The following is a 20,762-nucleotide window of genomic DNA, read 5'->3' as shown; positions in this document are numbered from 1 at the left end:
GGGGTGCCTCCGAAGGCGCTGCGGGGTGGATGGCTGCCGGGTGGACGGCAGCGAGGTGCCGGCCGGTTTCCGTCCGGTCGGCGGCGCTCCGGGAGGGAGGCGGGCAAGAGCGGAGATTCTAGACCGGCGAGGTGTGAGGCGGCCAACGAGTTTTCCCGCGTCTCAGGGTCGGACCCGCCGTCCCGTAGGGGTGGCTCCACCCAGGGGGTGTACTCAGGTAGCACAGGAAGTGGCTACCTGGGACCGATGCCCTCCTTATGCCTCGAAGGCCACCATGGAGACATGAGTGCAGCGACCTTCACCCCAGCCCCCGGTCGCCCGTCCGGGGCGACCCCCGTCTCCGGCCTCACCCCCCGCCACCGCGTCGGCCAGGCCCTGAGAGCCGTCCGCGTCATCGCCGGCGCCGCCTTCGACGTCGTCATACTCGGCGAGTACGGCGAGGAGGCGGGCGTCGTCCGGCGTCGCCGGTGAGTACGGGGCACGGTCCGGGATGAGTACCCGAGCCGATGCCCGTCCGTCCCCTCGGGCGGTTCACTCGGACGCATGACGACAGCGACCGCACCGGTATGCGCCACCGACCAGGACCGTCGCGCCTGGGTGGCCCCTCTCGTCGCGACGATCCTGCTGGTCCTCCTCGGCCCGGCCGCACTGTTCCTCGGCGGACTCTCCGCGATGGCCACCGACTCCTGCGGCCCCGACGACTGCCCGTCGGCGCTGATGACCTCTCTGACCGTGATCTACGGGATCCTGGAGTTCGGGATCCTGGTCACCCTGCCCGCGTACGTCGCCTCCTGGGCACTGCCCCGGCACCGCCGCTGGTCGGCCCTGCGCGCATGGCTGGCAGCGGTGGCGGTACTGCCGCCGCTGACCGTGCTGGTGCTGGTCTTCACCCTCCCGATGCCGTGACCGTGGCTCCGGTTCAGGCGCCGTCGTCCGCCAGGATCTCGTCCGCGTCCACGATCCGGTAGGCGTACCCCTGCTCGGCGAGGAACCGCTGCCGGTGGGCGGCGAAGTCCTGGTCGAGCGTGTCGCGGGCGACGACGGAGTAGAAGTGCGCCTGGTGGCCGTCCGCCTTCGGGCGCAGTACCCGCCCCAGCCGCTGTGCCTCCTCCTGCCGCGATCCGAACGTCCCCGAGACCTGGATGGCGACCGTCGCCTCCGGCAGGTCGATAGAGAAGTTCGCGACCTTGGACACCACCAGCACGCTGATCTCGCCCTGCCGGAAGGCGTCGAAGAGCTTCTCGCGCTGGGCGTTGGAGGTCTCGCCCTTGATGACGGGAGCGTTCAGATGCTCGCCGAGTTCGTCGAGCTGGTCGATGTACTGGCCGATCACCAGGATCTGCTGACCCGCGAAGCGCCGAACCAGAGCCTCCGTGACCTTCCGCTTCGTCGCGGTCGTGGCACAGAAGCGGTACTTCTCCTCCTGCTCGGCGGTGGCGTAGGCGAGCCGCTCGGAGTCGGTCAGGTTCACCCGCACCTCGACACAGTCGGCCGGCGCGATGTACCCCTGCGCCTCGATCTCCTTCCACGGCGCGTCGAACCGCTTGGGCCCGATGAGCGAGAAGACGTCCGACTCCCGCCCGTCCTCCCGCACGAGGGTCGCGGTCAGCCCGAGTCTGCGCCGGGCCTGGAGGTCGGCGGTGAACTTGAAGACGGGCGCCGGCAGCAGGTGCACCTCGTCGTAGACGATGAGCCCCCAGTCCCGGGAGTCGAAGAGCTCCAGGTGCGGGTAGACGCCCTTCCGCCGGGTCGTCAGCACCTGGTAGGTGGCGATGGTGACGGGCCGGATCTCCTTGCGCGTCCCGCTGTACTCGCCGATCTCGTCCTCGGTCAGGGAGGTCCGCTTCACCAGCTCGTGCTTCCACTGCCGGGCCGAGACGGTGTTGGTGACGAGGATCAGCGTGGTCGACTTGGCCTGCGCCATGGACCCGGCGCCGACGAGGGTCTTGCCCGCACCGCAGGGCAGCACCACGACCCCGCTGCCGCCGTGCCAGAAGTTCTCCACGGCCTGCTTCTGGTAGGGCCTGAGCGCCCACCCGTCCTCGGCCAGCTCGATCGGGTGCGCCTCGCCGTCGACGTACCCCGCGAGGTCCTCGGCGGGCCAGCCCAGCTTCAGCAGCGTCTGCTTGATCTGCCCGCGCTCGGAGGGGTGCACGGCCACGGTGTCCGGGTCGAGCCGCGCCCCCACCAGCGGGATGATCCGCTTCGAGCGCAGGATCTCCTCCAGCACCGGCCGGTCGGTGGTGGTGAGCACGAGCCCGTGCGCGGGGTGCTTGCTCAGGGTGAGCCGCCCGTACCGGTCCATCGTCTCGGCGACGTCGACGAGCAGGGCGTGCGGCACCGGATACCGGCTGTACTGCACCAGCGCGTCGACCACCTGCTCGGCGTCGTGCCCGGCGGCCCGCGCGTTCCACAGCCCCAGCGGCGTCACCCGGTAGGTGTGGATGTGCTCGGGCGCCCGCTCCAGCTCCGCGAACGGCGCGATGGCCCGACGGCACTCGTCGGCCTGCTCGTGATCGACCTCGAGCAGCAGGGTCTTGTCGGACTGGACGATGAGAGGACCGTTCACGTACATGCATCCTTCCGCACGGGCCAAACGTCCAGTGTGCCTCAACCAGGGACGATCAAGGGAGTTCCGCGGCGTGCAACCCCGGCCCCCGCTCGTGTGTCTTGACTGACGGGAGTGGGGCGAGGAGGGCGTATGGGGATGTCCGCGGGCAGATGGGTGGTCGGCGGGGGAGCGGTCGCGGTGCTGGTGGCGACCGGTGCCTACGTGATGTGGCCGGCGACGGATGTCGACACACGGCTGTGGGATCAGGTCCGGCCGGTGATCGAGGCCCGGATCGCGTCCGAAGCGCGGGGCAGCGGATACGGCGAGACGGTGCCCGCCCTGAAGGCACGCTGGTTCTGCCGGGCCGAGGCGCTCGGTCTCCGGCAGCGCGGGGGCGACGTGCGGGCGGACGTCTTCACGCTGTGCGTGGAGTACGGCGTGCACGACGACACCCTGGTGGAGTGCAGCGCGGGGCAGATCCCGCAGGTGGTGCGGCTGGAACGGGATCATGCGGCCGCGGGCGGCTACCGGGTCGTGTCCCAGGAGGAGGCCCCCGACGGTGCCGGGAACGCGTCCTGGACGAGGGACCACTTCGGTTTCGTCGGTGCATCGCTCGCCCAGGACTCGATGTCCTCCGGCGCCCTGGAGGACAAGGCCCGCACCCACTTCGGGCTGCCGGCGGGCGCCGCCGTCGTGGACTGCTGACCGTCAGGACCGGTCCTCGGCGAGCTCGGCCAGCCGGCGCAGATGGGGGCCGTACTCCGGGTCGGCGAGCGCGGCGGCGAACTGGGCCGTGAGGTAGGCCAGCGGATTGCCGGTGTCGTACCAGCGGCCCTGGATGACCTGGCCGTAGACGGCCTTGCTGCTCGCGTAGGCGTTGATGGCGTCCGTCAGGTAGATCTCTCCGGTCCGGTGCTCGTACCAGCGCTCGGTCTGGCTGCGCAGCTCCTCGATGATGCCGGGGGTGATGACATAGCCGCCGATGGCCGCGTAGGCGGAGGGCGCGTCCTGCGGCTTCGGCTTCTCGACCAGGCCGGTGATCCGCAGCAGCCCGTCACCGAGGTCCTCCTTGACCCGGGGCACGCCGTAGCGCTGCGAGTCGGCCGGGTCCATCGGCAGCAGGGCGAGGACCGGGCAGCTGGTCGCCTCGTAGGCGCGGATCAGCTGTTGGGCGCGCGGGGCCTCGGCCACGAAGACGTCGTCCGGCCACAGGACCAGGACCGGCTCGTCGCCGACGTTGCGCGCGGCGTTGAGGACGGGAGTGCCGTTGCCGTACGGGCCGTGCTGGTCGAGGTAGGTGATGTGCCCGAGCCGGGAGAGCTCGCCGACCTCCTCCACGGCGTCCGCGTAGGCCGTCTTGCCGTCCGTCCGCAGCTGCGCGACGAGGGTCGGATTGGGGCGGAAGTGGTCCTGGATCAGCCCCTTGCCGCCGGAGACGACGATGGTGATGTCGGTGATGCCGGATGCCACCAGCTCCCTGACGGTGTGCTCGATGACCGGCTTGTCACCGACCGGCAGCATCTCCTTCGGGATCGCCTTCGTCAGGGGCAGCAGACGGGATCCCAGCCCCGCCGCGGGGATGACCGCCCTGCGGATCGTCGTTGCCATGAAATCCCCTTCGCCGAAGACACCGAGTGTGCCGGACACGCGGTCCTGTCCAGGAGAGCGTTTCCCCTCCGCCCCTCCCGGAAGCGCCGGTTTCGAGCCCTACGCCTCGTCCGCCAGCTCCGCCACCCCGGTCACCCGGTGCAGCGGATACGTGCGGACCTCGTCCGCGGTGTGGTCGTAGGCCGTGACGAAGCCGCCCTCGACGCGTACGGGGGCGATGAGGCGTTGGCTGGCGGCGCCCTCGGCGTTGACGTAACCGATCCACAGGGCCTCGCCGGTGAGGACGGCGGCCTGCATGGTGGCGAGGGTCTCGGCGGAGTTGGTGCGGGGGAGCTCACCGGTGGCGGGCGGGGGCCGGTCGGTCTGTCTGCGCGGGGTCGTCGAGGCCAGGTCACCTGCCCGGATCGCCCGGATCGCGGCCGACAGGAGCGTCGCGTCGGGGATCGGGGGGCCGTCCGGGACGGGTTCGGGGGCCGTGCGGGGCGGGGTGCGATGGGCGTGGGCGCGGGTGATCAGGACATCGCCCTCCGCGGACTCGGCGGCCGGAGCGAAGCCCATCGCCCGCAGACCGTCCAGGAGTGACGCCGGGTCGGCCTGCGCGGCCAGCACCGTCGGGGCCAGGCGGCGCAGACGCAGCCCCGCGGCGCGCTTGTCGGCGAGGATCTCGTTGAGGAGGGCGTCGTCGTCGCAGCGGACGTAGGCGGAGGCCGCGCCGACCCTGAGGTGACCGTGCCGGCGCGCCACGTCGTCGATCAGATACGTCAGCGGCTGCGGCACCGGCGTCCGCGCGTGCGCGGCGAGGAAGGCGTGCAGGTCGGAGGCGGACTGGCCGGCGTCCAGAGCACGGCGTACCGAGCCGGGGGTGAAGCGGTAGACCGTCGCCCCGCCCTTCGACTCCACGTCGGCCAGCACGTCCAGCACCTCGGCCAGCGACCGCTGCAGCGGACCGGGGGCCACCGCGGTCAGGTCGGCCTGCAGCAGGACGTGGTCCAGCGGCTCGGGCAGCAACGGCGTGAGCAGCCGGGCGGCCGCGGCGGACGCGGTGGCCTGCTCGGCGGGGGAGAGGGGTTCCGCGACGGTGGGCCGATGGTGCACGGGCAGCTTGTCGCCGGGGCCCTGCGGCGCCTGGTCCGGCGTCTTCTGCGCGGTCGCGCCCAGCAACGCCCGCCCGTGCCCCGACAGCGCGCCCCGCCCCGTCACGCCCAGCAGCTCCGCCTCCGCCAGCGTCCACTCCGCGAGCCGTGACCGCAGATCGTCCTCGCGCTGCGGCCCCCGCAGCGGACGCTCCCAGCGCAGCCGGGCCAGCACCGACTCCTTCGACGGCGACGCGCCTTCCGGCAGCCCCGCCAGCAGCGTCAGCACCCGGTGCCGTACCTCCGGCGCCGCACTGCGGTCGAGTCCCGGGCCCAGCGTCGACAGCGTGCGTTCCTTCGCGTCCCGGCCGCCCACCACGCCGGACACCCGCGTCGCCGTCAGCCACGCCTCCGCCAGACGGGCCCAGCGCCGTGCCGCGGGCTGCTCCATCCACTCGTCGTGGGCCGGGGTCGCCGCGTACCGTTCGTCCGCCTCGCCGTCGGAGGCCAGCAGGCCCGCCGCGTACGCCAGCTCGACCCAGAACGCGGCGACCGGTTCCGCCACGTCCAGGGCGACGGCCGTGCGCTTGAGGTCGCGGACGCTGAGGCCGCCCGCCCGCAGCACCGCGGGCCCGCCCTCGTCCCAGTCCTTCAGCAGCTCCTCGACGGTCGCGAGCGCGGTGTACGCCTGCCCGGCCGCCGTCGCGTCCACCACCTGTGGACGGTGTGTCGCCGCGGCCTCCACGGCCGGCGGCAGCGGCTCCACCGCGCGGTGCGCACGGCCGCCACGCAGGTGCAGGGCCACCTCCCGCGGAAGTACGACCGTCCCGGGCGCCGTCGGCACCAGCAGCCCCAGGTCCAGCAGGCGCCGCAGATGGGCCGCAGGGTCGGCGGTGACCTGGCCGTACGGCGGGCCCCACACCAGCCGGGTGAGCACCTCCCGCGACTCCTCCGGGAGCCCGTCGAGCAGCGCGGACATCCGCTCGCGGTCCCCGAACAGGGCCGTCAGCGACGCCACCGCCGACACCGCGTCGTGGGTCGAGCCGAGCCCCGTCGCCGTCACGATGTCCTGGATGCGGCCCGGCGACATGCCCGCCGTGGCCTCCTGCACGGTCGGCCCGAGCCCGGTCGGCGACGGATGCTGCGGCGAGGGCGCGAGCAGCTCCCGGGCGGTGCGCACCAGCCGCAGCCGGTCGTCGTCCCCCCACACCAGCGCCTGCTCCCGCAGGGTGGCGAGGGCGCGGGGAAGCGCCGAAGAGACGGCCGGGTCGCCGCCGTCACCGGTCAGCAGCGCCAGCAGTTCCGCGTACGGCGCCGGGTCCGCGGCCACGGCCAGCGCCTCCGCCGTCTGCAGCGCGAAACGGTCCAGCCGCTCCAGCGCCCGCACCACCGACGCCCGCGTCCCGGCCCGGGTCGCGAGCTGGGTCAGGTCCGTGGGCACGGGGGTGATGAGGTCGGGGCGGGCACGCAGAAGCGCGGCCAGGGAGGCGTCGTCCCTGGCCCGGAGCGCTTCCGCGAGGGAGCGCGGCGGTACGGCCGGGTTGCTCATCCGACCAACGGTAGCGGGTTGCCTCCGGCCGCCGGACCGGACAGGCGCGGTCGGCGGGGGTGCGCGTCCCCGGGGGCGGTGCGCTAGTTTCGTCCCACGGGGCAGCCAACGCACCAACCCCGGAGGGGACTTCGTGGGTATCGAGAGCGACCAGGTCGTCTACGAGTATCTGAGCCGCGTCGGAGACGTCGCGCAGCAGCGGCAGTTGCCGTCGTCCACCCGCATGAGACTGGTCTCGGAGTTGCGCAACGAGATCGACCGGCGGCGCGCCAAGGTCACCGTGGACTCGCCCGCCGCCGTCCGCCGGATCATCGCCAGGCTGGGCAGCCCCGACGAGGTGGTCACCGCCGCCGGAGGCACGGCGGGCAGTGCCCCGCAGTCGCCGGTCGTCTCCATGCCCGTACAGCGGGACCGGGAGCCGGAGGACACCGAGCGGCCCAAGGGGCTGCGCAAAGTCGTCCCGCGGCCGCGCCCCGGGACCCCGCCGCAGCCCGCCCCGGCCGCCGACCGCGACACGTCCCACGGCCCGCATCTGGCCGGCCTGGACGAGCTCGGCGACAGTGCGGCGCAGCCCGACTGGTGGCGGGTGGACAGCAGTCCCTTCGGCGTGGGCGACAGCGTGCCGGGCTTCGTGGGCGGAGTGGAGATCCCGGAGCTGCTGAAGCCCCCGCCGCCCAAGGAGGAGAAGAAACCCGAGCCTCAGCCGGCCGTGGAGCAGGTGGCGCAGGCGCCGGTGGTGAGGACCCGTACGGCCTGGTGGAGGCCGAAGGTCACGAAGGCCGCGGAACCGGTCGTCGAGGCCGTCCCGGCCCGCAGGCGCCCCTTCTTCCGGGCCGCGGGCTCCGGAGGCGGAGGCTGGAGCAACCCCCTCCTCCTGCTCGCCGCCGCGCTGCTCGTCGCCGGTGCCGTGCTCGGCAACCTGCTCGTCCTGGTCGTCGGCTGGCTCATCGCCTGGGCCTCGCGCCGGCTGACCGACACCGAGACCAAATGGGCCGTCGTGATCCTGCCCGGCCTCTCGCTCACCGCGGGGCTCGTCTGGCTGTGGGGGAGGAACGAGGGCCGCTGGGGCGAGCCCATCGCCCAGGGCCACATGAACGACGCGATCTCCGAGACGTGGCCATGGGTGGTGCGGGGCGCGGCCGTGGCGTCGGCGCTGTTCCTGGTGTGGCGCTCGCAGCGGCAGCGGTAGGCCGCGGAAATCCGGTGTCTGCGGGCCCCGCCGCCCGGGCACAATGGCCCATATGGCCTCTGCGAGCATCACCGCCCCGACCGTCGGCTTCGACCTGGACATGACGCTGATCGACTCCCGCCCCGGCATCCACGCCTGCTGGGTGGAGCTGTCGAAGCGGACGGGGACGTACGTCGACGCCGACCTTGTGGTCACGCGGCTCGGGCCGCCTCTGGAGGAGGAGATGGCGTACTGGTTCCCGGCGGACCGCGTCCCGGCCATGTCGGGCCTCTACCGCGAGCTCTATCCGTCGTACGCCATCACCGGCACCCTGGCGATGCCCGGCGCCCGCGAGGCCATAGGCGCCGTCCAGGCGGCCGGCGGGCGGGCGATCGTCGTGACGGCCAAGTGGGAGCCCAACGCCAAGCTGCACATGGAGCACCTGGGCCTGGAGCCGGACGCGGTGATCGGCAACCTGTGGGCCGAGCAGAAGGGCGAGGCGCTGCGCGAGCACGGTGCGAGCGTGTACGTCGGCGACCACACCGGCGATGTGCGCGGGGCGCGGATCGCCCAGGCGCACTCGGTCGCGGTGCCCACGGGACCGTGCACCGCCGAGGAACTGAGCGAGGCCGGAGCCGATGTCGTCCTCGGAGATCTCACCGAGTTCCCGGGGTGGTTTTCGGACTACCGTGCGGGCTGTCTGCCGGCCCGCGCCTGACGCCTTCCCGCCGCGACCGATTGCAGCACGCCCGCACCGGCCACCACGAACCCGACGGCCATGAGCATGCTCAATCCGAACATGTACGTCGGAAAAGGCGTCGTTCCGAGCAGGAACGGGGCCACGGTGACCAGAGTGGCCACCGCGCCGATGAAGAAGACGATGGCTCCGGCACGGATCAGTCGGTCACCGGGAGCGGCGGAATTCGGTTGGGTTTTGTCACGCACCGGACCAGGGTAGTTCCCTGCGCGAAGGAACAACCGGGCGACGTCTTGTCACCGGCCTGAAGACCATTAGCCTGGGAACCGGCGGGTCCCGACGACCCGCCCCAGTGCTATCAAGAGCCGTTTCAGAAGCAGTTTTCCGACGAGTACGAGGACGAGGACAGACGTGCCTACCGGCAAGGTCAAGTGGTTCAACAGTGAGAAGGGCTTCGGCTTTCTCTCCCGCGACGACGGCGGTGACGTCTTCGTCCATTCCTCCGTCCTCCCTGCCGGAGTCGAGACACTGAAGCCCGGACAGCGGGTGGAGTTCGGAGTGGTCGCCGGGCAGCGCGGTGACCAGGCCCTTTCGGTGGCCATCCTCGACCCGACCCCCTCGGTCGCGGCGGCGACCCGCAAGAAGCCGGACGAACTGGCCTCCATCGTCCAGGATCTGACGACCCTTCTGGAGAACATCACGCCCATGCTGGAGCGCGGCCGCTACCCCGACAAGGCGGCGGGCGCGAAGATCGCCGGTCTCCTGCGAGCGGTCGCCGACCAACTCGACGTGTAGTGAGCGAGACAGAGGCCGAGGCGCCGTCCCCGCAGCTGCTGGAGCACATCCGGCGGCAGCGGCGGCACACCCTGGAACTGCTCACGGTGTGCGCCGTGGGCCTGGTCCCGTGGACGATCCTGCTGGCGTTCACGCTGCCCAGCGGCTACACGGTCCGCCAGTGGCGCACCACCTGGGTCGGCTTCGACGTCCTGCTCCTGCTGGCGATGGCCGCCACGGCCCTGCTCGGCTGGCGCCGCCACCGGGGGGTCGTGGTGGCGGCCGTGTCGACGGGTGCCCTGCTGGTCTGCGACGCGTGGTTCGACGTGTCGCTGGCCCTGGGCACCCCGGACGTCTGGTGGTCGGCGGCATTGGCGGTGTGCGTGGAACTGCCGCTCGCCTGCTTCCTGATCCACCGCGTCCTGGGAATGCTGAAACTGGCCCAATGGCCGAGCGCCCCGCAGGAACGCGTCAGGTGAACGACAACGCGTCCGGCCCCAAAGCGGGCACAAGCCCTTCCGCGGCCGCCCGGGTCAGCAGTCCCCGAATCGCCGCATATCCGTCTTCCCCGAGGTCCGCGGTGAACTCGTTGACGTACAAACCAATGTGCTGATCGGCGACAGCGGGATCCATCTCCTGCGCATGTTCCATGACATAGGGCCGGGAAATCTCGGGCTCGTCCCAAGCGGCCCGCACGGACGCACGGATGGACTCGGCGAGCGACATCAGCCGCTCGGCACCGAGAGCGCGCTTGGCGATGATCGCCCCCAACGGAATCGGCAACCCCGTCGTCGACTCCCAGTGCTCGCCCATGTCCGCGAGCTTGTGCAGCCCGTAGTTCTGGTACGTGAAGCGCGCCTCGTGAATGACGAGCCCCGCGTCCACGCGACCGTCCCGCACGGCCGGCATGATCTCGTGGAACGGCAGCACGACGATCTCCCCGACTCCGCCCTTGACGACGTCGGCCGCCCACAGCCGGAACAGCAGATACGCCGTCGACCGCTCGGACGGCACGGCGACGGTACGACCGGCCAGATCCACGCCGGCCTCACGCGTCAGCACCAGCGGCCCGCACCCGCGCCCCAGCGCACCCCCGCAGGGCAGCAGCGCGTACTCGTCGAGGACGTACGGCAGCACGGCGTACGACACCTTCAGCACATCGAACTCACCGCGCTCCGCCATCCCGTTGGTGATGTCGATGTCGGCGAAGGTCACGTCCAGCGAAGGCGCCCCCGGCACCCGGCCATGGGCCAGCGCGTCGAAGACGAACGTGTCGTTCGGGCAGGGGGAGTACGCGATCTGCAGTGGCTCAGTCGTCATGGTGTGTCCAACCCTCCAGTACGGGCGTCAGCTTCCCGAACCCCTCCGTCAGGGCCGTGAGCGCGTCGCCGATCCGCCAGGCGGCCCGGTCGCGCGGACCGACCGGGTTGGAGACGGCCCGGATCTCCAGCACGGGCACCCCGTGCGCCCCGGCCGCCTCGGCGACCCCGAAGCCCTCCATGGCCTCGGCGAGGGCGGTGGGATGGCGTTCCCTCAAGGCGGTCGCGCGGGCGGCCGTACCGGTCACCGTGGAGACGGTGAGCACGGCTCCGGCCCGGCCGCCGGTCGCGGCCACGGCGGCCCGTACGAGTGTTTCCGGCGGACGGTGGGTGACGACCCCGAACCCCAGGTCGGTCACCGGCACGAACCCCTCGGCGGTCTCGGCGCCGAGGTCGGCCGCGGTGATCTCGTCGGCGACGACGAGCGACCCGAGCGGCGCGTGCGGCAGGAACCCGCCGGCGATCCCGGCGGAGACGACGAGGCCGTAGGGAGCACCCTCCACGGCGGCCTTGGTGAGCGCGGTGGCGGTGCAGGCGGCGGCGAGAGCGGGCCCGACCCCCACGGCGACGACGTCGACGGCCGCCGCCGTGCCCTCGAACGCGCGGGCCACCGCGTCCCGTTCGACCGGGACGGCGGTGGCCACGAGGATGCGCATCAGCTACGGCTCCGACGGATCAGTAGTCGGAGTTCTCCAGCTTGAAGTTCCACACGCCCTTGTATTCCTTGCTCTGGCCCGAGGTCGTCTTGTCCTGCTCGACGATGCTGATGTAGAGCGTCTTCTGCGGGGCCTGGCCCTGCTGCTGGGCGAAGAGGTCGACGCCGTCGAAGGCGTAGTACGACTTCTTGTACACGTAGGTCATCTGCTGGCCGTTGATCCACAGGGCCCAGCCGGTGTCGGCGATCTTCTGGTCGACGCCGACGCGCAGGGTCTCGCTCTGCTTGACCTTGATCGTCTTGACGTCGTCCTTCTCCAGGGCGCACTTGGCGACCTTGGCCTGGCCGAGGTCGTTGCCGTCGTCGTAGCAGGCGGCCTCGGAGCTCACCGAGGTCGAACCGACCGTGACGGTGACGCGCGGCGTCGGCTTGTCGCAGGCCGACAGGACGAGCAGTCCGGCGGAAACGAGGCCGGCGGCGGCGACTGCACGGCGGCGTCGCACATCGGATTGCAGCGTGGTCATGGCGGAAGGCTATCTGGCACGTCCTACGGTCCCCTTATGCGGGGTACGGCGTGCCGTGCGTAGGGGGCGGGTTAGGCCACTCGCGCCTTGGGCGCGGTGCCGTGCCGTGCCGAGCTGAGCAGCCCCTTCGCGGTCGCCAGCCAGCCCGCGGCGACGACCGCGGCGGCCACGGACAGGCCCAGGTAGCCGTTGAGCGGCATCACGATGCCGACCGCGCCGCCGAACACCCAGGACACCTGGAGCAGCGTCTCGGAGCGGGCGAACGCCGAGGTGCGGACGAGTTCCGGCACGTCCCGTTGGATCAGCGCGTCCAGGGACAGCTTGGACAGGGCCTGTGAGAATCCGGCGACCGCCGTCAGACACGCCACCAGGAACGCCCCGAAGAAGATCGCCGCCGTGATCGCCGCGCCCAGCACGAACGCCACCACCGTCACGATGATGATCTCCGGCGCTCTCGAACGCAGCCAGGCACCCACCGCCGTACCGAGCGCGTTGCCCGCGCCCGCCGACACGGCCACCAGGCCCAGGGAGACCGCCGCGCTCTCGCCGGTCAGCGGATGCTCCCGCAGCAGGAAGGCGAGGAAGAAGGTGAGGAAGCCGGAGAGCCAGCGCAGGGCGGCGTTCGCGCCGAGGGCGTGGGTGACGGCGGTGCCGACCGTGCGCAGCCCCGGCCGCTTGACGGGCTTGACGTGCGGTCCGTGCAGATGTTCCTCGTCGGCGGCGAGCAGCGCCACGTCCTCGCCCTTGGCCGAGTCGACCTTCGGCGGCAGGGAGAAGGACAGGAACGTGCCGGCGATGAAGATCACGAAGGCGCCGTAGAGCGGCCATCGCGGTCCGACGGCCTGGAGCCCCGCGCCGATCGGGGCCGCGATGCCGGTGGCTAGGAGGCCGCCGAGGGTGACGCGGGAGTTGGCCTTGACCAGGGAGAAGCGGGGCGGGAGCAGCCGGGGCACGACCGCGCTTCTGACGACGCCGTACCCCTTGGAGGCCACCAGTACGCCCAGAGCCGCCGGATACAGTTCCAGACTGCCCGTGGCGACCGCCCCGGCGATGATGAGCGCGAGCATCGCCCGGGCGAGCATCGCGCCCGCCATGGCGGCGCGGCGGCCGTGCGGGAGGCGGTCCAGGAGCGGGCCGATCACGGGCGCGAGGACCGTGAAGGGCGCCATGGTGATGGCGAGATAGAGCGCGACGCGCCCACGGGCCTCGTCGGTCGGCACGGAGAAGAACACGGTCGAGGCGAGCGCGACGGTGATCATCACGTCACCCGCGCCGTTGACGGCGTGCAGTTCGATCAGCTTGCCGAGGCCGGACTCGCCCGCCCCGTGCGCGTGGGTCGCCTTGCGGATGCCCCGGGCCGTACCGGTGAACGGGAGGTGCAGGGCACGCCCGACGGCACGGACGGGCCCCGTCATCTGGGTAATCCGGCCCGCACCGCCACCGACTCCGGTGGCTCCCTGGGATGTCCTCGCCGCTGCCACCCCGTCATAGTGCCCCGAGAAAGCTGTGAGTAGTGCGGTTACCGCGCGTATGAACGCATATGAAGCGCCACCCGAGGCAACGGATCACCACGTCGGTGTAGGCCGAGCGGCGGCGAACAGGTAGCGTGCGTAGCGCGCCGTGGCGAACGTTCTCGGCCGCGCGTCTCTCTGACATCCCGCAGAATGGATAGGAGCAGGTGCGCCCGAGCGCGATCGGGCGCGGACGTCGACGCGGTCCTCCGGTCCGCTCCGTCCGCATCCGCCGCCTTCAGGCCGGCGCACCCGAGTGACGGCGTAGGAGAGAAGCGATACCTGTGAGCGCAGCGACAACGCGAAGCCGCACCCCCGACCGCCTGTGCGCCGAGGCCGTCGACCTCGCCCGCGCCGCCGCCGAGGAGGCTGCCGCGCCCGGTGTGGTGGGCGAGCACTCGGGTCTGGTCTCCGAGGGCGATCGTGTCGTCACGCACTTCTTCGAGTGCAAGGAGCTCGGATACCGGGGCTGGCGCTGGGCCGTCACGGTGGCGCGCGCCTCCCGCGCCAAGCTGGTGACGCTCGACGAGGTCGTGCTGCTCCCCGGCCCCGACGCGCTGCTCGCGCCGGAGTGGGTGCCGTGGAGCGAACGCCTGCGGCCCGGCGACATGGGCCCCGGCGATCTGCTCCCCACCGACGCCGAGGACCTCCGCCTGGAGCCCGGCTACACCGGCGAGGACGAGCCGCTGCCGAGCGCGCCCGTCTCCGAGGAGATGGCCGAGCTGGTCGAGGCGGAGGACGCGGAGCTCACGGCGGGCACCCCCTCCAACCTCCCGGTGGCCCCGACCCGCGGCTCGATCGCCGCGGTCGCCGAGGAACTGGGCATGCGCCGCGCCCGGGTACTGTCCCGCTACGGCCTCCATGTCGCCGCCGACCGCTGGGAGGAGTCCTTCGGCGCACAGACGCCGATGGCCCAGGCGGCCCCGGCGCCCTGCGTCAGCTGCGGCTTCCTGGTCCCGCTGGGGGGGTCGCTGGGCCAGGCCTTCGGACTGTGCGCCAACGAGTTCGCCCCGGCGGACGGCCGAGTGGTCTCCCTGTCCTACGGCTGCGGAGGCCACTCGGAGGCGGCGGTCATGCCGAAGCCCCCGCAGCCGGCCCCGCCGGTGATCGACGAGACCCGAGTGGACCCGTTCCCGCTGCGCCCGGCACCGGACTCGGGCTCGGTGCCGGTGCTGGCGGACGAGGACGCGGCGGAGTTGGGGCACTCGTAGGACGGGCGCCCGTCCACCACGCCGTGGGCGATCACGTGCTGCCCCACTGGTGACCCGCGCGTCGAGAGCAGCCAAAAAGGCCACCCCGCCGGTGGGATTCCGGTGGGGTGGCCTTTTCGCCGGGCGTGCGCGGAGCCGAAGGTGTCAGTCTTCTCCAGATGTACCGGCCCCGGTATGGAGGGAATGATATTCCGCATACGTGCGAGCCAGAGCCATCACGTCATCCCGCACTGCCAGGAACTCGACCAGGAGGGACAGGAGCAGGTCTACGGCTTCCTGCTCTTGCTCCGGACTCAATTTGCCCAGTTTGTTCCAGCCCCACGACTCGACGTCGGGCAACGCCTCGTCGAGGACGAGAGCCTGCCAACCGAAGCTGGAGCATTCGCCCTTGCGTACGACCAGCCACTCGGTAAATCCGCGCAGGAGCCCGCCCGATCGGGCCTCGTCGAATCCGCTGAGGAACATGACCGTGGCTTCGTACGAGCCGTTGAGACCGTAGAGCCCGGGCCTTGATCTGACCCCTTCGAAGAACTTCCTGTCGTTCACAGATGCCCTCAGAACCCGAAATCGATAACGTCGCCGTATTCCCAGTGCGCTTTGTAGTCCGCGATCAACTCGCCGCCCTTCGGAGTGAACGCGTCATAAACCCGGCCATTGAGGACAACCACGGCATGGTAGCCGTTGTCGCTCTCCCTGACCGAGTACCACCCCTCGGGTGCCACGGCCGCCACCGACTCGATCCTCGCGATCGGCTCGCCCGGCGAGGACCTGGCGGTCGGCGACGCCCCCAACCCGGACGCCGGCCGGGTGATCCTCTTCCGTGTCACCGCCGCGGGCGCCGGCAGCCAGCTGGCCGAGCTCAAGCAGGGCACCGCCGACGACGTCAGCGGCTCCGCCGAGTCCGGCGACCGCATGGGCGAGACCGTCACCGCGATCAACACCGCGCCGCGCTCGGTGAGCACCACGGCGACGATGAAGCTCGCCGTCGGCGTCCCCGGCGAGGCCGTCGGCTCGGTCGCCAAGGCCGGCGCGGTCCACACCTTCTCGCTGCTCGGCACGCCGGGCGCGAACGACCGCTGGCTGGAGGCCGGCGACGGCGACGGCATCCCGGGCGCCCCGGGCGCGGGCCAGGCCGTCGGCAGCAGCGTCCACTTCACCGGCACCAGCCTGTACGTCGGCATGCCCAACGGCCCGTCCACGTACGGCGCCCTGCACGCGCTGCCGTTGTCCAACGTGACCGCCGGCGGCACGGTCGCCGCGGTGACCACCTACCAGCCCGGCACGGGCGGCCTCCCGGCAGCCGGCAGCCGCTTCGGCTACGCGGCCCGGTAAACCGCCACGTACATCCACACCGACGGGCGGCGGGGCACACACCCCGCCGCCCGTCGGCGTCCGCGAACCCTCCCCGAGTCACGGCCCCCGCCCATCGCGGTACCTTCATCGTCACGCCGACGAGGAGAGTGTGAACGTGAGCAAGTTCGTGCGGCCCGCCGCCGAGGGTGCCGACCCGTTCGGGACCGCCCGGCTCAGGCGAGGGGTCCTGGACGCCTGGGCCACCAGCCCCGCCCGGTTCCGGGAGGACGCCAACGCCGAGGAGGACCTCGTCCTCGGCGGGTACCGGGACCGACTCGTCGTCGAGCTAGCGCAGAACGCCGCCGACGCGGCGGCCAGGGCGGGCGTGCCGGGACGGCTCCGGCTCACCCTCCGCGAGGGCGTCCTGTTCGCCGCCAACACCGGCGCCCCGCTGGACGCGGCCGGTGTCGAGTCCCTCTCCACCCTGCGTGCCTCCGCCAAGCGCGACAGCCAGGACGGCTCGATCGGCCGCTTCGGCGTCGGCTTCGCCGCCGTGCTCGCCGTCACCGACGAGCCCGCCGTCGTCGGCCGGCACGGCGGGGTCCGCTGGTCCCTCGCCGAGGCCCGCGAGCACGCCGCCGACACGGCACGGCACAGTCCCGGACTCGGCGACGAGATCCGCCGCCGCGACGGCCATGTCCCGCTGCTGCGACTCCCGTTCGCCGCCGAGGGCACCGCGCCCGACCCCTACGACACCGTCGTCATCCTCCCGCTGCGCGACACCGCCGCCGCCGACCTCGCCGAACGCCTCCTGAACGCCGTCGACGACGCTCTCCTCCTCGCCCTCCCCGGGCTCGAGGAGGTCGTGATCGAGACGGACACGACCCGCACGATCAGCCGCCGCACCGAGGGCGACCTCATCGTCGTGGAGGACTCGCGAGACGGTACGACCGGCTGGCGTACGGCGTCCGCGCACGGACCGCTCACCCCCGAACTCCTCGCCGGCCGGCCCGTCGAGGAGCGGCTGCGCCCGCACTGGTCGCTCACCTGGGCCGTGCCCGCCGACACCGACGGCACCCCGGCCCACCCCCGCACCAGCCCCGTCGTGCACGCCCCGACACCCAGCGACGAGCCGCTCGGCGTCCCCGCGCTGCTCATCGCGTCCTTCCCGCTGGACACCACCCGCCGGCACGCGGCCCCCGGACCGCTCACCGACTTCCTCGTGCAGCGCGCGGCGGACGTGTACGCCGAACTCCTCGCCGGCTGGCGGCCGGTGAGCGAAGGGATCATCGGGCTGGTGCCCGGCCCGCTGGGGAAGGGCGAGCTGGACGGGGCGCTGCGCCAGGCGATCCTGGACCGCCTCCCGCGCACCGCCTTCCTCCCGCCCGCCCTTGAGCCCGGTGACGACTCGGAACTGCCGGAGGTCCTCCGCCCGCGCGAGGCCGAGGTCGTCGAGGGCGCCGGCGCCGACACCGTACGGGTGCTCGCCGAAGTCCTGCCCACCCTGCTGCCCGCCGGTCTGGAACGGCGTGTGGAACTGCGGACGCTGGGCGTCGCCCGCATCCCGCTGACCGACGCCGTCGACCGGCTCGCCGGGCTCGAGAAGGAGCCGGAGTGGTGGCAGCGGCTCTACGACAGCCTCGCGGGCGTCGACCCCGACCGGCTCTCCGGCCTTCCCGTGCCGCTGGCCGACGGACGGACGACCATCGGGCCCCGGCAGGTGCTGCTGCCCACCTCGGACGGGTCCCTGATCGACCCCGAGATCCTCGCCCGGCTCGGCCTCAAGGTCGCCCACCCGGCCGCCGCCCACCCGCTTCTCGAGAAGCTCGGCGCGCTGCCCGCGACGTCGCGCGCGGTGCTCACCACGCCCCAGGTACGGGCCGCCGTGGCCGCCTCCCTGGACGACGACGGCGGGATGAGCTGGGAGGAGGACACCCCGGACGCCGAGGAGCTGGCCGACACCGTCCTCGCGCTCGTCCGGGACGCGGGACTCGAGCCCGGCGACGAGCCGTGGCTGGGCGCGCTCGCCCTGCCGGACGAGGAGGGCGAACTGGTGCCCGCCGGTGAACTCGTCCTGCCCGGCAGCCCGTTCGCCCAGGTCATGCGTGAGGACGAACTCGCCTACGTGGACGGCGAACTGGCCGGAAAGTGGGGCGAACAGCCCCTCGCGGCCTGCGGAGTGCTCGCCAACTTCGCCCTGGTCCGGGCCACGGACGTGGTCTTGGACCCGGACGAACTGGAGCCCCGCGAGGGCGACTTCGCGGAACCGGACGACGCCGGTCTCCTCGACGCCGTGGACGTGTGGTGCGAGGACATCCTCGACCGGTTCCCGGACACGCCGGTACCGCCGGTCGCCACCGAACTGGTCGCCGTACGCGACCTCGACCTGGTCGACGAGGACAAGTGGCCCGAGGCGCTGGCCCTGCTGTCCCGGCCGCCCCTCCGGGACGCGATCACCCAGCAGGTCCGCATCCTCCTGCCGGACGGCACCCATGAAGTCGTACGGCCCTACACGGCCTGGTGGTTGCGCGGGAACCCGGTGCTCGACGGCCGCCGCCCCGCCGGTCTGCTGGCGGCCGGGGGAGACCCCCTCCTCCGCGGCCTGTACGACGAGGCGGACGCGACCGGGTTCGACGACGAGCAGGTACTGCGGGCGCTGGGCGTGCGGACGTCGGTGGCCGCGCTGCTGGAGGAGCCGGGCGGAGCGGCGGAGCTGCTGGACCGCCTCGCCGACCCGGACCGAACGGTGACCGGCAGCCAACTGCACGCCCTCTACAGTGCGTTGGCCGACCTCGACCCCGAACAGGTCACCCTGCCCGACGAGCTGCGGGCGGTGACCGACGGCCGGGTCGAGGTCGTGGACGCGGCCGACGCGGTGGTCGTCGACTCACCCGACCTGCTCCCCTTCACGCAGGGCGTCCCCCTGCTGCCGGTCCGCCCGTCCCGGTCCGCCGAGCTGGCCGAACTCTTCCAGGTCCGACGCCTGAGCGAGTCCGTCACCGGTTCCATCGACTCCGAGGGCACCGAGCACGACGTACCCGAACCGGTACGGGTGCTGCTGGGCGCCCGTACCCCGTCCACCTACGTCGAGCACGACGAACTCGTCGTCGACGGCGTGGAGATCGACTGGCGCCTGACGAACGACGGCGTCCTGCACGCCTCCACCCTGGAGGGCGTGGCCGCGGGCCTGGCCTGGGCGGCGGGCCAGTGGCCACGGCGCTTCGAGGTCGCGGCCCTCCTGGAGGACCCGACCCGCACGGAGGAACTGGCCAGGGACCGCTGGTTCGACTGAGCGTCTCAGCCGGAGCCGGGGTCCAGGAAGTAGTCGTACGTCTCCAGGTCGAGCGTGATTCCGGTCAACTGCCGGACACGCTCGGCATGCTCCTCCGTCAGAGGCACATCACCGACCAGCTCGTCCGGAACGATCCCCACGAGGTCCGCGAGGGCGTCCACGCCGACCGCGGTGACATCGACGGACGAGTCGAGAAACTCGTCGTCCTTCGGGAAACGGGATATGGCGAGTCTGCCGATCATGGGGAACGGTCTTCCTCCGGCTCCAGGAAGTAGTCGTACCTCTCCAGGTCGAGCGTGATACCGGTGAGCTGCCGGACACGCTCGGCGTGCTCCTGCGTCAGGGGATACACGTTGACCAGTTGCTCCAGCGGGGTTGTCAGGACTTCTGCCCAGGCTTGCCCGCCGACCGCGGTGACGTCGGTGGTTGAGTCCGGATAGTCGTCATCCTTCGGATAACGGACGAGGGTGTAGACGATGCTCACACAAAACTCTTACCAGTCGTGCAACCTTTCGCCCCACTGGTTTATCTGACCAGTGGGTCACACAGACCCACTCATCTCACGTGGGGAACACATGCGTATACGTGCCACCGTGGCCGCCGTCTCCGGCGCCCTGGCCCTTTCCGCCCTCGCCGTTCCGGCCGCGCAGGCCGCCGACGGAGGTATCGACAAGACCACCGCCGCCGAGCGCTTCGGCGTCTCCCGGTCGGCGATGAGCACGGCTGCCGCCGCGGAAGAGCTGCCGGTCGTCTCCAAGGTGACGATCAACGGTGCCAAGGGCGTCGTCGTCGGTACGACGGCCGCCAAGAAGTTCACCGTCTCCCTGACGGCCAGCCACTCCGCCGGCATCCAGGACGCCTACATCGACCTGTGGCACGGCAAGGACCTGGACAACGTCGACGGCTGGCTCTCGCCGAACGAGGAGGCCGCCAGCTGCACCGCGGTCAACGCCACCACCTCGAACTGCAAGCTCACCATCACGGCTGTCCCGGGCAGCGACCTGTACATGAACGCGCTGGCCGGTACCTGGCACGTCACGGCCGGTGTTCTCGCCAACGACGAGGCCGGCAGCATCTACTGGAACGACTTCTACAGCACCCACCGGGTCCAGCGCCTCTCGAAGCTCACCGTCAACGCGGCGCCGGAGCCGGTGAAGAAGGGCAAGACCATCACCGTCACCGGCAAGCTGACGCGGGCCAACTGGGAGACCCGTAAGTACGCCGGTTACACGTCCCAGCCGGTGAAGCTGCAGTTCCGCAAGAAGGACTCCAACACCTACACCACCGTGAAGACCATCAAGACCAACAACAGGGGTGACCTGAAGACCACGGTCAAGGCCACGGTCGACGGCTTCTTCCGCTGGAGCTTCGCGGGCACGTCCACCACCCCGGCGGTCAACGCCGCGGGCGACTTCGTCGACGTCAAGTAAGTCGGCTTGAAGTAAAGCGTTGCGCATGTGCGGACAAAATCACGCCCCAGGCGTACAACCAGTCGCGTGAGTGACGGATCTACGGACTGAGTCATCAGACTCCGAGA

General features: G+C 71.8%; 22 protein-coding genes. 11 read left to right on the top strand and 11 right to left on the bottom strand.

From position 1 onward, the window contains the following. Positions 1-282: 282 nt before the first annotated feature. Positions 283-471, top strand: a complete 189-nt coding sequence (locus AQJ46_RS18900) for a hypothetical protein (protein WP_057608591.1) — start codon at positions 283-285, stop codon at positions 469-471. A gap of 72 nt (positions 472-543) precedes the next feature. After that, positions 544-906 (top strand): hypothetical protein, encoded by a 363-nt coding sequence (locus AQJ46_RS18895; RefSeq protein ID WP_059206694.1) that lies wholly within the window; start codon positions 544-546, stop codon positions 904-906. 13 nt (positions 907-919) lie between these two features. Here the strand turns inward: AQJ46_RS18895 and AQJ46_RS18890 are convergent, their stop codons facing one another. Beyond that, entirely contained in the window at positions 920-2,569 is a 1,650-nt protein-coding gene (locus tag AQJ46_RS18890) for a DNA repair helicase XPB (protein ID WP_057608828.1), read from the bottom strand. 138 nt (positions 2,570-2,707) lie between these two features. Between AQJ46_RS18890 and AQJ46_RS18885 the strand changes: the two genes are divergently transcribed. Continuing rightward, positions 2,708-3,256, top strand: coding sequence for a hypothetical protein (locus tag AQJ46_RS18885; RefSeq protein WP_059206871.1), 549 nt, complete (start codon positions 2,708-2,710; stop codon positions 3,254-3,256). A gap of 3 nt (positions 3,257-3,259) precedes the next feature. Here the strand turns inward: AQJ46_RS18885 and AQJ46_RS18880 are convergent, their stop codons facing one another. Both AQJ46_RS18880 and AQJ46_RS18875 read right to left on the bottom strand, forming a co-directional pair. Beyond that, complete coding sequence (locus AQJ46_RS18880; protein ID WP_059206870.1) at positions 3,260-4,159, bottom strand: UTP--glucose-1-phosphate uridylyltransferase; 900 nt, start codon at positions 4,157-4,159, stop codon at positions 3,260-3,262. Positions 4,160-4,258: 99 nt separating this feature from the next. After that, the gene (locus AQJ46_RS18875; RefSeq protein WP_059206693.1) at positions 4,259-6,781 is read right to left on the bottom strand and encodes a helicase-associated domain-containing protein; all 2,523 of its coding nucleotides are present in this window, start codon (positions 6,779-6,781) and stop codon (positions 4,259-4,261) included. 133 nt (positions 6,782-6,914) lie between these two features. Here AQJ46_RS18875 and AQJ46_RS18870 point away from each other — a divergent pair, with 133 nt between their 5' ends. Further along, the gene (locus AQJ46_RS18870) at positions 6,915-7,970 is read left to right on the top strand and encodes a hypothetical protein (RefSeq protein ID WP_059206692.1); all 1,056 of its coding nucleotides are present in this window, start codon (positions 6,915-6,917) and stop codon (positions 7,968-7,970) included. Between the two features lie 52 nt (positions 7,971-8,022). Then, positions 8,023-8,667, top strand: a complete 645-nt coding sequence (locus AQJ46_RS18865; RefSeq protein WP_059206869.1) for an HAD family hydrolase — start codon at positions 8,023-8,025, stop codon at positions 8,665-8,667. Here AQJ46_RS18865 and AQJ46_RS18860 read toward each other — a convergent pair. Further along, positions 8,634-8,894, bottom strand: a complete 261-nt coding sequence (locus AQJ46_RS18860; protein WP_057608587.1) for a hypothetical protein — start codon at positions 8,892-8,894, stop codon at positions 8,634-8,636. The two genes, AQJ46_RS18865 and AQJ46_RS18860, sit on opposite strands and share 34 nt — an antisense overlap. A 163-nt stretch (positions 8,895-9,057) precedes the next feature. On the opposite strand from AQJ46_RS18860, the gene AQJ46_RS58795 reads away from it, so the two are divergent. Together AQJ46_RS58795 and AQJ46_RS18850 are read left to right on the top strand one after the other, a co-directional pair. Then, complete coding sequence (locus AQJ46_RS58795) at positions 9,058-9,441, top strand: cold-shock protein (protein ID WP_059206691.1); 384 nt, start codon at positions 9,058-9,060, stop codon at positions 9,439-9,441. Continuing rightward, positions 9,441-9,899 carry a hypothetical protein gene (locus tag AQJ46_RS18850; RefSeq protein ID WP_059206690.1) on the top strand — a complete coding sequence of 153 codons (459 nt, stop codon included), beginning with the start codon at positions 9,441-9,443 and terminating at the stop codon, positions 9,897-9,899. Before AQJ46_RS58795 ends, AQJ46_RS18850 begins: the two co-directional genes overlap by 1 nt. On the opposite strand, the gene AQJ46_RS18845 is transcribed toward AQJ46_RS18850, so the two are convergent. From AQJ46_RS18845 to AQJ46_RS18830, 4 genes are all read right to left on the bottom strand, one after another. Beyond that, the gene (locus AQJ46_RS18845; RefSeq protein ID WP_059206689.1) at positions 9,892-10,740 is read right to left on the bottom strand and encodes a 1,4-dihydroxy-6-naphthoate synthase; all 849 of its coding nucleotides are present in this window, start codon (positions 10,738-10,740) and stop codon (positions 9,892-9,894) included. The genes AQJ46_RS18850 and AQJ46_RS18845 overlap by 8 nt on opposite strands. Then, positions 10,730-11,395, bottom strand: coding sequence for a futalosine hydrolase (locus AQJ46_RS18840; RefSeq protein WP_057608584.1), 666 nt, complete (start codon positions 11,393-11,395; stop codon positions 10,730-10,732). The genes AQJ46_RS18845 and AQJ46_RS18840 overlap by 11 nt, the downstream gene beginning before the upstream one ends. A gap of 19 nt (positions 11,396-11,414) precedes the next feature. Further along, a complete protein-coding gene (locus AQJ46_RS18835; protein WP_057608583.1) occupies positions 11,415-11,918 on the bottom strand; it encodes a hypothetical protein in 504 nt (167 codons plus the stop codon). Between the two features lie 71 nt (positions 11,919-11,989). Further along, positions 11,990-13,399 (bottom strand): MFS transporter, encoded by a 1,410-nt coding sequence (locus AQJ46_RS18830; RefSeq protein WP_208616947.1) that lies wholly within the window; start codon positions 13,397-13,399, stop codon positions 11,990-11,992. Positions 13,400-13,713: 314 nt separating this feature from the next. Between AQJ46_RS18830 and AQJ46_RS18825 the strand changes: the two genes are divergently transcribed. After that, the gene (locus AQJ46_RS18825; protein WP_059206687.1) at positions 13,714-14,640 is read left to right on the top strand and encodes a DUF3027 domain-containing protein; all 927 of its coding nucleotides are present in this window, start codon (positions 13,714-13,716) and stop codon (positions 14,638-14,640) included. A gap of 144 nt (positions 14,641-14,784) precedes the next feature. On the opposite strand, the gene AQJ46_RS18820 is transcribed toward AQJ46_RS18825, so the two are convergent. After that, on the bottom strand, positions 14,785-15,186 hold the full coding sequence (locus tag AQJ46_RS18820; protein WP_059206686.1) for a hypothetical protein: 402 nt from the start codon (positions 15,184-15,186) through the stop codon (positions 14,785-14,787). 135 nt (positions 15,187-15,321) lie between these two features. Between AQJ46_RS18820 and AQJ46_RS18815 the strand changes: the two genes are divergently transcribed. Together AQJ46_RS18815 and AQJ46_RS18810 are read left to right on the top strand one after the other, a co-directional pair. Further along, positions 15,322-15,972, top strand: coding sequence for a hypothetical protein (locus AQJ46_RS18815; RefSeq protein WP_059206685.1), 651 nt, complete (start codon positions 15,322-15,324; stop codon positions 15,970-15,972). A gap of 136 nt (positions 15,973-16,108) precedes the next feature. After that, positions 16,109-19,225, top strand: a complete 3,117-nt coding sequence (locus AQJ46_RS18810; protein WP_059206868.1) for a sacsin N-terminal ATP-binding-like domain-containing protein — start codon at positions 16,109-16,111, stop codon at positions 19,223-19,225. Between the two features lie 5 nt (positions 19,226-19,230). Here the strand turns inward: AQJ46_RS18810 and AQJ46_RS18805 are convergent, their stop codons facing one another. Both AQJ46_RS18805 and AQJ46_RS18800 read right to left on the bottom strand, forming a co-directional pair. Further along, the gene (locus AQJ46_RS18805; RefSeq protein WP_059206684.1) at positions 19,231-19,467 is read right to left on the bottom strand and encodes a DUF7683 domain-containing protein; all 237 of its coding nucleotides are present in this window, start codon (positions 19,465-19,467) and stop codon (positions 19,231-19,233) included. Continuing rightward, a complete protein-coding gene (locus AQJ46_RS18800) occupies positions 19,464-19,709 on the bottom strand; it encodes a DUF7683 domain-containing protein (RefSeq protein ID WP_059206683.1) in 246 nt (81 codons plus the stop codon). The genes AQJ46_RS18805 and AQJ46_RS18800 overlap by 4 nt, the downstream gene beginning before the upstream one ends. Positions 19,710-19,800: 91 nt before the next feature. Here AQJ46_RS18800 and AQJ46_RS18795 point away from each other — a divergent pair, with 91 nt between their 5' ends. Beyond that, positions 19,801-20,655 (top strand): hypothetical protein, encoded by an 855-nt coding sequence (locus AQJ46_RS18795; protein WP_059206682.1) that lies wholly within the window; start codon positions 19,801-19,803, stop codon positions 20,653-20,655. The last annotated feature ends 107 nt before the right edge of the window (positions 20,656-20,762 follow it).

The organism is Streptomyces canus (assembly GCF_001514145.1).
Taxonomy (GTDB): Bacteria; Actinomycetota; Actinomycetes; order Streptomycetales; family Streptomycetaceae; genus Streptomyces; species Streptomyces canus.
This window is presented reverse-complemented; position numbering and strand designations above follow the sequence as displayed.